Genomic DNA, 12,318 nt, shown 5'->3' on the forward strand with positions numbered 1-12,318 from the left:
TCGGGTAATTTGAAACAATCCTGTCCATGACGCGCGCGCTGCTGGAGATCATCGCCCTGGACGCCTTCGACGCGGCCGCCGCCGAGGCCGGTGGGGCCGACCGTCTGGAGGTCGTCGCCGACATGCGCGCCGACGGGCTCACCCCGTCCGTGGCGACGGTCGCCGCCATCCGGGCCGCCACCAGGCTCCCGCTCCGGGTCATGCTCCGGTCCCGGGCCGGCTTCCAGACCGACGAGCGCGACCTGGACGAGCTGTCCGCCGTGGCCGCCCAGCTGGTCGACGCCGGTGCGGACGCGTTCGTGCTGGGCTTCCTGACGGGTACCGGCGAGATCGACGTCCCCTCCACCACCCGCCTCGCCGGAGCGCTCGACGGTCGACCGTGGACCTTTCACCGCGCCATCGACCACGCGGTCGGCCCGGACGCCTGGGACCTGGTGTGCGCCCTCCCGGGGCTCGACGCCGTACTCACCGCCGGTTCGCCGCAGGGGCTCGGCGCCGGGCTCGACGGGCTGCTCGCCCGGGACCCGGCGCTGATCCTGGCCGGGGGCGGACTCACGCCGGCCCACGTGCCGGTGCTGCGCGCCAACGGGGTACGGGCGTTCCACGTGGGCAGCGCGGCGCGGGCCGAGGGCGGCTGGGCCGCCGGGGTGAGCGCCGAGCGGGTGGCGGAGTGGCGCGCGGTGGTCTCGGGCTGACCGTTGGGCGCGGCGGGCGGGTCTGAGGGTGCGCACGCTGACTGCCGGGCGCGTGACGTCCGGGTCTGCCGGTGCGCAGTCTGAGCGCGGGCGTGCGGCGGGACCGCTGGTGCTCAGCCTGACGTGATGGCCGCTGGCGCCCCGGAAGGCAGGGCTGCACCCCGCCGGGCTCGGTGGGCCACCGAGGGCTCACGGCCGTGACGGTCGATGGTGGGGTGCCGGCCGGGGCCTGGTGGGTCACCGGGGGTGACGAGCGGTGTGTTCGTGGCCGTGACGGTCGATGGTGGGGTGCCGGCCGGGGCCTGGTGGGTCACCGGGGGTGGCGAGCGGTGGGGCAGGCTCCCGCCGATGTGCGGGTGCCGACCGCGGCGAGGTGGGATGATCTTCAGCGCCGTATGTCGGAGTGGGGAAGAGGGGCGAGTTCCGTGCGCATCGTGATTGTGGAGTTCATGAGCCTGGACGGGGTCGTACAGGCGCCGGGCGGGCCCGAGGAGGACACCGACGGCGGGTTCGCGCACGGTGGGTGGTCGCATCCGTTCTTCGACCCGGAGATCGTGGGTGGCGCGTTCGACGGGGCGATGAGCGGGGCCGAGGGGCTGCTGTTCGGGCGTCGTACGTGGCAGACGATGGCCGGGGCGTGGCCCGAGCGGGCCGGTGACCCGTTCGCGGACCGGATGAACGCGCTCCCGAAGTACGTGGTGTCCGGGACGCTGGGCGAGGACGACCTGAGCTGGAACAACAGCACGCTGATTCCCGGTGGTACGGCCGTCGCCGACATCGGGCAGCTGCGCGCGGCCGAGGGCGGGAACCTGGTCGTCATGGGCAGCCCGACGCTCGCGCGCACCCTGATCGGCGAGGGCCTGGTGGACGAGCTCCGGCTGATCGTCATGCCGGTACTCCTCGGTGGAGGTAAGTCGATCTTCCCCGCCGACGGGGGGCTGCACACGCTCGAACTGGTCTCCGCGACCACGAGTGACGCTGGCGTCAACGTGTGCGTCTACCGCCCGGCCGCGACGAAGTAGTCCCGCCCGACCGGCGGCGGTGCCCTGCGGGGAGGCGCCGCCGCCGAAGCCAACCGGCCGTTCCTGAGGCCACCCGCGACAGCGCCCCGGCAGACCCTGGGCTGCCGGGGCCTGCCGTGCCCGCCGCCGCCCAGCCGCCACGGGCACGGAGACCCGCCGCCCAGCGGCCACGCGCACGAAGACCCGCCGCCGCCCAGCGGCCAAGCGCACGGAGGCCCGTCACCGCTGAGCCGCCCTGCGTATGGAGGCCCGCCACCGCCCAGCGGCCACGAGCACAGTGCCCGCCGCTCAGCCGCCCCGCGCACGAAGACCCGCCACCGCCCAGCCGCCACGGGCACGAAGGCCCACCACCGCCCACCCCCGCTTCACCCCCACCCCGGACGAAATCGCTGGTCGTAGGATCGGCCCGTGGACATCATCGACGGGCACAACGACCTGGCGTGGGAGCTGCGCGCCCGGTACCGGTACAACCCGGATCTCTTCGATCTCGGTGTTGATCAGACCGCGACCGGGCTGCAGACCGACCTGCCCCGGCTGAGGGCCGGCGGGGTGGCCGCCCAGTTCTGGTCGGTGTGGGTGGACCAGGACGAGCCCGACCCGGTGACGGCCACGTTGGAGCAGGTCGACGCGGTGCACGCGCTGATCCGGCGGTACGGGGACCTGGAGCTCGCGACGACCGCCGCCGAGGTCGAGCGCGCCTGGGAGCGGGGCCGGATCGCGTCGCTGATGGGCGCGGAGGGCGGGCATCAGATCGACTCCTCGCTGGGGGTGTTGCGGATGCTGCACCGGCTCGGCGTGCGCTACCTGACCCTGACGCACATCAGGAACATCCCGTGGGCGGACAGTGCGACGGACGACCCGGTGGTGGGCGGGTTGACGGAGTTCGGGCACGACGTGGTGCGGGAGCTGAACCGGCTGCGGATGATGGTGGACCTGTCGCACGTCGCGCCGAGCACCATGCACGCGGCGCTGGACACGTCGACGGCCCCGGCGTTCTTCTCGCATTCCTCGGCGCGCGGGCTGTGTGACCACCCGCGCAATGTGCCCGACGACGTGCTGGGGCGGGTGCGGGACACCGAGGGGCTGGTGATGGTGACGTTCGTGCCGTGGTTCCTGACGGAGGAGTGTCGGGCCTGGGCGGAGGAGAAGGACAAACAGGAGGATGTACCGGGCTGGCTGCGCGCCAACCCGCTGCCGCCGGTCGGGGTGGCCGATGTCGCGGACCACGTGGAGTACGTCCGGGCGGTGGCCGGGGTGGACCATGTCGGGTTGGGCGGCGACTACGACGGGGTCGAGCTGTTGCCGGCAGGGTTGGAGGATGTCGCCGGGTATCCGAGGCTGTTGGAGGAACTGCGGCGGCGGCGCTGGTCGGAGGCGGAGCTGGGCGCGTTGGCGCACGGGAATGCGCTGCGGGTGATGCGGGCAAGCCTATAGATTTGCGACATGACCGAAATCTCGGAGGGTCAGCGGCACGGCGCGGTGCTGTTCGTGTCCGGATCGGCCGCGATCGGCGGCTTCCTGTTCGGGTACGACACGGCGGTCATCAACGGGGCCGTGGACGCGGTGAAGGCCGAGTTCGGACTGTCCTCGGCGGTCCTCGGCTTCGTCGTCTCCTCCGCGCTCCTGGGCTGCGCCGTGGGGGCCTGGTTCGCCGGGCCGCTCGCCGACAAGTGGGGGCGGCTGCGGGTGATGCTGCTCGCCGCGATCCTGTTCGGGATCAGCGCGCTGGGTTCGGCGCTGTCGGTCGGGCCGATCAGTCTCACCGGGTGGCGGCTCGTGGGCGGGTTCGCGGTGGGGGCGGCGTCCGTGATCGCGCCCGCGTACATCGCGGAGATCTCGCCGGCCGACATCCGGGGGCGCCTCGGTTCGCTGCAACAGTTGGCCATCGTGTCCGGGATCTTCGCGTCGCTGCTCATCGACTATCTGCTGGCCCGGTCGGCGGGCGGGGCGGGCGAGTCGGTGCCGTGGGGCGGCGCGGCGTGGCGGTGGATGTTCGCGTCGGCGATGCTGCCGGCCCTCGTGTACGGGGTGCTGGCGCTCCAGATTCCCGAGTCGCCCCGGTACCTGGTCAAGGTCAAGAAGATGGACCGGGCCCGCGAGGTGCTCAAGCGCTTCGTCGGCGGCGACGTGGACCTGAAGATGAAGGAGATCGTCCGGTCCCTGGCGGGCGGCGACCAGGCCGTGAACCTGCGGGACCTGCGCGGGCCGGTGCTGGGCCTGCGCGGCATCGTCTGGGTCGGGATCCTGCTGTCGGTGTTCCAGCAGTTCGTCGGCATCAACGTGATCTTCTACTACTCCACGACCCTGTGGCAGGCGGTCGGGTTCGCCGAGTCCGACGCGATGCTCACCTCTGTGATCACGTCCGTCACCAACATCGTCACCACGCTGGTCGCGATCTCGCTGATCGACAAGGTGGGCCGCCGGCCGCTCCTGATCATCGGCGCGGCCGGGATGGTGCTGTCGCTGGGGCTGATGGCGTGGGCGTTCTCCACGGCGAGCGGTTCGGGGACGGATCTGGTGCTCGGGGACACCGAGGGGAAGATCGCGCTGGTGGCCGCCAACGTGTACGTCTTCGCGTTCGGGATGAGCTGGGGGCCCGTCGTGTGGGTGCTGCTCGGCGAGATGTTCAACAACCGGATCCGGGCCACCGCGCTGGCCGTGGCCGCCGCCGCGCAGTGGATCGCCAACTGGATCATCACGGTGACGTTCCCGCCGCTGGCCAGCGTGGGGCTGACGCTGGCGTACGGGCTGTACACCATGTTCGCGTTCCTGGCCCTGATCTTCGTGCTGCGGTTCATCAAGGAGACGAAGGGTCGGGAGCTGGAGGACATGTAACTCATAGGGTCCTCACAGGTCGGAGTGGTGGGGTACCCACCATGCGCAATCCCAGGCGGCGTCGCCTCGTCATCACCAACAGCGTCCTGGCCCTGCTGATTCTCGCGGGCGGGGTGGCCGGCTACTTCGCGCTCCGCTCACCCGCCAGGACCGAGGCGAAGGCCGGCGTCCGCACGGTCGCGGTGACCCAGGGCGCCGTCAGTGCCTCCATCGCGGCGAGCGGCACGGTCACGGCCGCGAAGATCCTCAACGTGGACTTCACGGCCGCCGGCCGGATCAGCGACGTGAAGGTGAAGGCCGGCCAGGTGGTGCAGGCCGGGGACGTCCTGGCCACGCTGGACACGAGGGTGCTCGAACAGAACTCCGCGGCCGCCTGGGCGGCCGTGACGTCCGCGCAGGCCGACCTGACCGCCGCGAAGGGCGCTGCGAAGGTGGACGCCTCCCAGGTCGCCCGGGCACAGTCGTCCCTGGTCTCGGCGCAGGCGAAGGCCGAGCAGGCTGAGGACGCGTTGGAGAGTTCGACCCTGAAGGCCCCCTCGGGCGGCACGCTGCTGGCCGTGAACGCCGAGGTCGGCGGGGCGAGCGCGGGGGGAGGGACGAAGACCGCCTCGACGGGTACGAGCGCGGGCACGCCCCTCTTCCAGCTCACGGACCTGGCGAACCTGACCGTCCGGGCGTCGTTCACGGAGGCCGACAGCCTGAAGGTGAAGGTCGGCCAGGCGGTGACCGTGACGCTGAACGCGGCCCCGGGCAAGCCGGCCCCGGGCAAGGTGTCGGTGGTGGATCCGGTGCCGACCACCCAGAACAGCGTGGTCACCTACGGGGTGACGGTCACGTTCGACCAACTGCCGGCGGAGGTGCGGCTCGGGCAGTCCGCGTCGGTCACGGTGGTGACCGGGGCGAAGGAGGGCGTGTTGGTGGTGCCGACGAGCGCGGTGCGGGTCGCGGGCAACCGGGCCACGGTGACCGTGGTCGACGCGGCCGGCGCGCAGTCCGCCAAGACGGTGCAGGTGGGGTTGCAGGGCGACCTGTACACCGAGGTCACGGGCGGGCTGGTCGCGGGCGAGAAGGTCGTGCTGGCCACGACGGGCGGGGCGACGACGACCCAGAACCCGACCAACCAGCGGGGTACCGGCGGCACGGGCCGGACCGCCCGATGAGGCCGGTGATCGCGGTCCGCGACCTCACCAAGGTGTACGGATCCGGCGAGGCCGCCGTGCACGCCCTCCGTGGCGTCTCGCTCACGGTCGAGCGCGGCGAGTACGTGGCCGTCATGGGCTCCTCCGGCTCGGGCAAGTCGACCCTGATGCACGTGCTGGGCTGCCTGGACACGCCGACGTCGGGGAGCTACCACCTCGACGGGATCGACGTGGCGGAGCTCGACGACGACAGCCAGGCGCTGGTCCGCAACCGCCGGATCGGGTTCGTGTTCCAGGCGTTCAACCTGATCCCGAGGCGGACGGCGCTGGCCCAGGTCGAACTGCCGCTGACGTACGCGGGGGTGCCCCGGCGGGCCCGACGCGAACGGGCGCTGGCGGCCCTGGACACCGTCGGGCTGAGCGACCGGCTCGACCACCTGCCCAACGAGTTGTCGGGCGGCCAGCAGCAGCGGGTCGCCATCGCCCGCGCGCTGGTCACGGAGCCGGCCCTGCTGCTGGCCGACGAGCCGACCGGCAACCTGGACAGCCACTCCACCGCGGACGTTCTCGACGTGCTCGACGGGTTGAACAGGACGGGCGTCACCATCGCCCTGATCACGCACGAGGATCACGTCGCCGACCGGGCGCACCGGGTGATCCGGCTCCGGGACGGTGAGCTCGCGTGAGGGAGGCGGTACGCGGGCTGACCGCGAACAAGCTGCGGTCCGGGTTGACCGTGCTGGGCATCCTGATCGGGGTCGGCGCGGTGATCATGCTGGTCGCGTACGGGAACGGGTCGGCGAAGGCCGTGCAGGCCGGCATCGAGAGCCTGGGCAGCAACACGCTGACGGTGCAGGGCAACCGGAGCGCGGGCGGCCGGTCGGCGACGGCGGCGCAGACCTCCTCGGGGGAGCTGACCCTGGCGGACGCGGAATCGTTGCTGGACAGGGCACTCGTACCCGACGCTGTGAGTGTCTCTCCGGTTGTCACCACCGCGCTGACGGCCGTGCGGGAGTCGACGTCGCACGCGGTGCCCCAGGTGATCGGCACCGAACCCGGCTACCTGGCCGCGACGAACACGAGGCTGGAGTCCGGCGAGCTGTTCGGGGCGGGCGACACCCGGCGGGTTGCGGTGCTCGGCCGGACCGTGGCCAGCGAACTGTTCGGCCGGACCGACCCGGTGGGGCAGACCGTCACGCTCGGCGGGGTCCGGTTCACGGTGACCGGGGTGCTCGCGGCCAAGGACACCGCCGGCTTCTCCGACCCGAACGACACGGTGATCGTGCCCGTGGCGGCCCTCCGGGAGAGCGTCACCGGCTACGGCGGCCTGTCCTCGATCCTCGTGCGGGCCACCAGCGCCGAGACCACGGACCTCGCGCAGGCCGAGGTGCTCAACGTGCTCAACGCCCGGCACCACGCGACGGCCGCGAACAGTCCGTTCCGGGTGCAGAACCAGGCCCAGTTGCTGGCCACCCGCACCGCCACGGCGGACACGTTCACGTTCCTGCTCGGCGCGGTGGCGGCGATCAGCCTGCTCGTCGGCGGGATCGGCGTCACCAACATCATGCTGGTCACGGTCACCGAGCGGACCCGGGAGATCGGGATCCGCAAGGCGCTGGGCGCGCCCCGGGGCACGATCCTCGGCCAGTTCCTCATGGAGGCCACGGTGCTGAGCCTGGTCGGCGGCGGCCTGGGCGTGCTGGTGGCCCTGGTCGGGGCGACGTTCACGATCGGCGGGGTACAGCCGGTGATCGTGCCCAGCTCGGTCGCGCTGGCGCTCGGCGTCTCGGTCGCGATCGGCCTGTTCTTCGGCAGCTTCCCCGCGCACCGGGCCGCCTCGATGCGCCCGATAGATGCACTTCGATATGAATAGGATGGCTATGGCGAACGAGGTGCAGGCCCAGCTCGCGGACGCGGTCGCGCGACGACGCCGGAGCTGGCGGCTGCCGAGGAGTACGGCGATCCTGCTCGGGTTGGTGCTGCTCGTCGCGGGGTTCGTCGCCGGGGCGTACACGACCCGGCAGGTGGGGACCCCGGCCACGCCCACGGTGACGAACCCGCAGCAGCAGTTCCCCGGCGGCGGGAACTTCCCGGGGTTCACCCGGCCGAGCGGCGGCAACCCGGGCGGGGCCGGCAACCCGGGCGGGGCTGGTAACCCCGGTGGGGCCGGCAACCCGGGTGGGGGCGGCGGTAACCCGGGCACCGGCGGCGCCCGGTGACCGCCCGGCTGCTCGTCGTCGAGGACGAGCCCGACATCCGCGAACTGCTCACCGGCGGACTGCGGTACGCGGGCTTCGACGTCACCGCCGTCGGCACCGGGGGCGACGCGCTGCGGCACGCCGCCGGGAACCCGCCCGACCTGGTCGTCCTCGACGTGATGCTGCCCGACCTCGACGGGTTCGCGGTGCTCCGGCAGCTCCGGACCCTCGTGGACGCCCCGGTCGTGTTCCTCACCGCGCGCAGCGACGTCGACGACCGGGTCGCGGGCCTCACGCTCGGCGGCGACGACTACGTCACCAAACCGTTCGCGCTGGAGGAGCTGATCGCCCGGATCGGGGCGGTACTGCGCCGGACCGCCGAGGCCGCCACCGGCCGGATCCGGGTCGGCGACCTGGAGCTCGACGAGGGCAGCCACGAGGTGCGCCGCGCCGGGTGCCTCGTCGCGTTGTCGCCCACCGAGTTCCGGCTGCTGCGGTACCTGATGCTCAACGCGGGGCGGGTGGTGTCCAAGTCGCAGATCCTCGACCGGGTGTGGAGCCACGACTACGACGGGGAGGCGAACATCGTGGAACTGTACGTGTCGTACCTGCGGAAGAAGGTCGACAACCACGGGCCGCGCCTGATCAACACCCTGCGGGGCGTCGGGTACGTGCTCCGGGTGCCCCGGCCGTGACGGGCGCCCCGAGCCTGCCGGGCGCTACCACGGTGCACCGTTGAGGCTGGCCTGGCCGGGCGTGCGCCGGGCCCCGCTCTGGCTCCGGCTGGTGGCCGGCGTGCTGGCGCTGGTGTCGGCGACCCTGCTGGTCACCGGCTTCGCGGGTACCCGTCTGCTCCGGCACTATCTGATGGCGCAGACCGAGAAGCGCCTGGTCGCGACGGCCGAGCGGGTCCGGCACTTTCCCCGGTTGACCGTGCCCCGCCCCGGCGGCGGCCGGCAGGAACTGCCCAGCGACTACGTGGTGCAGAGCTACGCCCAGGACGGCACGCTCGTGCAGACCCTCGACTCCGGCGACCAGGCCCCGCCGAGGGTCCGGCCCGGCCCGGTCGACCGGCCGTTCGTGGCCGGGGACTGGTTGATCGTCCGGGTCGCCGACCAGCGCGAACCCGGGTACCTGACGGTCGCCACCCGGCTGACCGACGTCGACGACACCGTGGACCGACTGGCCACCATCAACCTCGGCGTCGCGGGCTTCGCGCTGCTCGCGCTCGGGGTGGCCTGCTGGGGACTGGCCCGCACGCTGGGCCGGATCGAGGCCGCGCTGCTCAGCCGGGAGGCCTCCGAACGGGCGGCGCTGTCCGCCGCCGAGCAGATGCGCCGGTTCGTCGGGGAGGCCTCCCACGAGCTGCGCACCCCGGTCACGACCATCCGGGGGTACGCCGACGTCCACCGCCAGCAGCGCGGCACCCTGGAACCCGCCGACGCCGACCGGATCATCGACCGGATCTCCGCGCAGGCGGTCCGGATGACGGGACTCGTGGACGATCTGCTGCTCCTGGCCCAGCTCGACCAGCACCGCCCGCTCGCCGCCGAACAGGTGGACCTGCTGGACATCGCGGCGGACGTGGTCCTCGACGACCTGACGGACCGGGTGACCCTGACCGGGGAGTCCGCGCCGGTCGTGGGGGACCCGGTCCGGTTGCGCCAGGCCGTGGCGAACCTGGTGGACAACGCGTTGCGGCACACCGCCGGGCCGGTGTCCGTGCACGTCGGGCCCGGATCCGTGGACGTGACCGACGAGGGGCCGGGCATCCCCGCCGGGCACGCGGAACGGATCTTCGAACGGTTCCACCGGGCGGGGACCACCCGGGCGGCGGCGTCGTCGGGCGCCGGACTGGGGCTGGCGATCGTCGCGGCCGTCGCCGCGGCGCACGGGGGAGCGGCGACCCTGGTGGGGTCCGAGCACGGCGCGCACTTCCGCCTGACCCTGCCGACGGCCTGACCGGTCCGGACGCCGGGACGCATGGCCTGGCGCGCGCCGGTCACCATGCTCCGATGCCCGGCCCGCGCCGGTCACCAGGTTCCGATACCCGGCCCGCGCCGGACCGCCCCGGCGCGTCTCCCGCGCCCGCCTCAGCCCGCCGCCCGCGCCGCCGCCACCGCTGCCGCCGCGTCCACCAGCCCCGCGCCCCGCACGTTCTCCGGGTTCCCGTCGCACCCGTCGATCGGCAGGCTGTCCTTGTCGACCTTCGTCACCGGGGTCGCCGTGGACCGCAGGATCGCCGTCGTCCGGTCGATGTCCCCGACCAGCGCCGGGTTCGCCGACCACATCAGCGCCACCACCCCGGCGACGTGCGGGGTGGCCATGGACGTGCCGTCGAGGGCCGCGTACCCGCCGCCCGGCATCGCCGACACCACCCCCGCCCCGGGCGCGACGACGTCGGGCTTGACCCGTCCGCCGGCCGGCCCCCGGCTGGAGAACGACGCGACCTCCGAGTTCCGGTTGACGGCCCCGACGGTGAGGCTCTCGGGGTACAGGGCCGGGACGTCGCCAGCGGTGCCGCAGCCGGGGCCGCTGTTGCCGGCGGCGGCGACGAAGAAGATCCCGGCGGCCTTGATGCCCCGGAGCGCCTGGGTCAGCGCGTCGGCGTCGCAGCCCTCCGAGGCGGGGCAGCCCCACGAGTTGGTGAGGACGTTCGGGGCCCGGGTCGGGTCGCCGCCGGGGGCGAGCATGAACTGGAGGCAGTCGAGGTAGTACGCCGGGTTGGCCATGTTCCGGTCGAGGTTCACGCAGCCGATCCACCGGGCCTCGGGGGCCACGCCGATCCCGCCCCGGCCGAGCGCGCTGCCCAGGGTGTGGGTGCCGTGCCCGCCGTGGTCCTGGGGCGTCCTGGAGCCGTTCCAGGGGTCGTACCAGGAGTCGGCGCCGCCCCGGTAGCCGTCCGCCACCGCCGGCACCATGCCCACCCCGGAGTCGGACGTGCCGATGACGACGCCCTGGCCCTTGGCGCCCGCGGCCCACGCGGTCGGCGCCCCGATCAGTTCCAGGTTCCACCCCGGCCCGGTCGGCGCGGGCAGAGCACCCTTGGCGACGGCGAGCGGCTCGGGGAGCGGGCGCAGGCGGGGGCTGTGCAGGATCCGGTCGACCTCCTTCCGGTCAGACAGCCAGGACCGGGTCACCGGGTCGCTGGCGTCGACCTCGACGGCGTTGACCAGGTAGTACGACCGGTAGCCGAGGCCGCGGCCCTTCAGCGCGGCGAGCAGGTCGTGCTGGGTCTCCTCGGCGTGCCCCTTCAGCAGGGGGTGCACGGCCGCGCCCCGGACGCCGTCGAGGTTCGCCTGGGACTTGAGGATCACGAACAGCCGGTCGCCGTGGAAGCCGGGCCGGCCCGCTCCGAAGTAGACGCCGACGCCGGCGACGAGCAGCAGGGTGGCGAGAACACCGGCGACGAGCGGGCGGCCGGCGTCGCGCGGGACCGCCAGGCCGTAGAGGAGGAAGAGGAGCAGTGCGACGGCCAGGGAGGCGGCGGTGGCGATCAGGGCCCAGTACCCGATGTCGCGGGTTTCGAGGTTGAGCAGCAGGGACAGTTCCTCCGGGTCGACGAAGGCCAGCGGGCCGAGGGCGGCGGCGCCGATCAGGGCCGCGATCCCCGTCGGCCGGTGCAGCGCGGCGGCGGCGAACCCGAGCGGCGGCAGCAGGGCCATCAGGAGCAGGTTCTGCCCGGCGGCACCCGCCGACGCGCCGACCAGCAGGAACGCGACCCCCGCGACGAGGCCCCCGCACCACAGCCGCCGGGCGGTGCCGAGCGCCCGGAACGGGGCCCAGTCCAGCAGCGAGCCGGCGCACACGCCCACCGCGACGGCGACCAGAACCGCGAGGAACGTCTCGAACCAGCCGCCGAGCGATCCGGCCCACGCCCACGGCAGCGCCACCGCGAGCCCGGCCGCGAGCCCCCAGAGCCGCCCGCCGGGCTCCCGCCTGCGCCGCCGGAGGACGAGGTCGCACACCCCGAGGAGCACGAGCTGACAGAACAGCAGCCATTCGTGGTACGCGACCGGGACCGCCCGGCTGCCGGCCAGCACCCCGATCAGCCCGGCCCCCAGCAGCCAGGCCGTCCCGGCGGCCCGCACGGCCGGCCGCCCCGACAGCAGCAGCAACGCGGCCGGCACGGCGACGAACAGCGCGTTGACCAGCCCGACCGCCACGCCGACGGCCGGCGGCGCGTCCAGCCCGAAGCTGGGCAGCAGGTCCGCGACGAGCCACCAGCCGCTCTGGGTGAGCCAGGTGACCCCGACCGCCCACAGGCCGACGAACACGGCCGCGACGACGGACCAGGGCGAGGGTGATTCAGGCTGCATAACCGGACGATATCCGTGGTCAACCGATACCGTGGGCATGTGCGCCGTGATCCGAGTGACTCCCGCTACGCCCGCAGCCGCCTGTCCCCGGAACGGCGGGCCGCCGACCT

The 12,318-nt window shown here is 73.4% G+C and carries 11 protein-coding genes; 10 read left to right on the forward strand and 1 reads right to left on the reverse strand.

Annotation, left to right across the window (positions count from 1 at the left end; genetic code table 11):
* Nucleotides 1-26 precede the first annotated feature (26 nt).
* The 10 genes from PT931_RS13360 to PT931_RS13405 all read left to right on the forward strand — a co-directional run bounded on the left by PT931_RS13360 (nt 27) and on the right by PT931_RS13405 (nt 9,851).
* Nucleotides 27-695 (forward strand): copper homeostasis protein CutC, encoded by a 669-nt coding sequence (locus PT931_RS13360; RefSeq protein ID WP_456246040.1) that lies wholly within the window; start codon nt 27-29, stop codon nt 693-695.
* A gap of 425 nt (nt 696-1,120) precedes the next feature.
* A complete protein-coding gene (locus PT931_RS13365; RefSeq protein ID WP_456246041.1) occupies nt 1,121-1,717 on the forward strand; it encodes a dihydrofolate reductase family protein in 597 nt (198 codons plus the stop codon).
* A gap of 408 nt (nt 1,718-2,125) precedes the next feature.
* Nucleotides 2,126-3,151 carry a dipeptidase gene (locus tag PT931_RS13370; protein WP_456246042.1) on the forward strand — a complete coding sequence of 342 codons (1,026 nt, stop codon included), beginning with the start codon at nt 2,126-2,128 and terminating at the stop codon, nt 3,149-3,151.
* Between the two features lie 9 nt (nt 3,152-3,160).
* Nucleotides 3,161-4,552 carry a sugar porter family MFS transporter gene (locus PT931_RS13375; protein WP_456246043.1) on the forward strand — a complete coding sequence of 464 codons (1,392 nt, stop codon included), beginning with the start codon at nt 3,161-3,163 and terminating at the stop codon, nt 4,550-4,552.
* Between the two features lie 41 nt (nt 4,553-4,593).
* Nucleotides 4,594-5,712, forward strand: a complete 1,119-nt coding sequence (locus PT931_RS13380; protein WP_456246044.1) for an efflux RND transporter periplasmic adaptor subunit — start codon at nt 4,594-4,596, stop codon at nt 5,710-5,712.
* Nucleotides 5,709-6,377, forward strand: coding sequence for an ABC transporter ATP-binding protein (locus PT931_RS13385; protein WP_456246045.1), 669 nt, complete (start codon nt 5,709-5,711; stop codon nt 6,375-6,377). Before PT931_RS13380 ends, PT931_RS13385 begins: the two co-directional genes overlap by 4 nt.
* Nucleotides 6,374-7,564: an ABC transporter permease gene (locus PT931_RS13390; protein ID WP_456246046.1), complete on the forward strand. Its 1,191-nt coding sequence runs from the start codon at nt 6,374-6,376 to the stop codon at nt 7,562-7,564. The genes PT931_RS13385 and PT931_RS13390 overlap by 4 nt, the downstream gene beginning before the upstream one ends.
* Before the next feature lie 7 nt (nt 7,565-7,571).
* Nucleotides 7,572-7,910 carry a hypothetical protein gene (locus tag PT931_RS13395; RefSeq protein WP_456246047.1) on the forward strand — a complete coding sequence of 113 codons (339 nt, stop codon included), beginning with the start codon at nt 7,572-7,574 and terminating at the stop codon, nt 7,908-7,910.
* Nucleotides 7,907-8,584: a response regulator transcription factor gene (locus PT931_RS13400; protein ID WP_456246048.1), complete on the forward strand. Its 678-nt coding sequence runs from the start codon at nt 7,907-7,909 to the stop codon at nt 8,582-8,584. The genes PT931_RS13395 and PT931_RS13400 overlap by 4 nt, the downstream gene beginning before the upstream one ends.
* Nucleotides 8,585-8,624: 40 nt before the next feature.
* The gene (locus PT931_RS13405) at nt 8,625-9,851 is read left to right on the forward strand and encodes a sensor histidine kinase (RefSeq protein WP_456246049.1); all 1,227 of its coding nucleotides are present in this window, start codon (nt 8,625-8,627) and stop codon (nt 9,849-9,851) included.
* A 131-nt stretch (nt 9,852-9,982) separates the two neighbouring features.
* Here the strand turns inward: PT931_RS13405 and PT931_RS13410 are convergent, their stop codons facing one another.
* Complete coding sequence (locus PT931_RS13410) at nt 9,983-12,208, reverse strand: S8 family serine peptidase (protein WP_456246050.1); 2,226 nt, start codon at nt 12,206-12,208, stop codon at nt 9,983-9,985.
* Between the last annotated feature and the right edge of the window lie 110 nt (nt 12,209-12,318).

Source organism: Longispora urticae (genome assembly GCF_053902585.1).

Bases quoted from the DNA above. Each gene is read 5' to 3' on its own strand.
- PT931_RS13360 (WP_456246040.1), top strand. From the start codon at position 27: ATGACGCGCGCGCTGCTGGAGATCATCGCCCTGGACGCCTTCGACGCG.
- PT931_RS13375 (WP_456246043.1), top strand. From the start codon at position 3,161: ATGACCGAAATCTCGGAGGGTCAGCGGCACGGCGCGGTGCTGTTCGTG.
- PT931_RS13380 (WP_456246044.1), top strand. From the start codon at position 4,594: ATGCGCAATCCCAGGCGGCGTCGCCTCGTCATCACCAACAGCGTCCTG.
- PT931_RS13385 (WP_456246045.1), top strand. From the start codon at position 5,709: ATGAGGCCGGTGATCGCGGTCCGCGACCTCACCAAGGTGTACGGATCC.
- PT931_RS13395 (WP_456246047.1), top strand. From the start codon at position 7,572: ATGGCGAACGAGGTGCAGGCCCAGCTCGCGGACGCGGTCGCGCGACGA.
- PT931_RS13410 (WP_456246050.1), bottom strand. From the start codon at position 12,208: ATGCAGCCTGAATCACCCTCGCCCTGGTCCGTCGTCGCGGCCGTGTTC.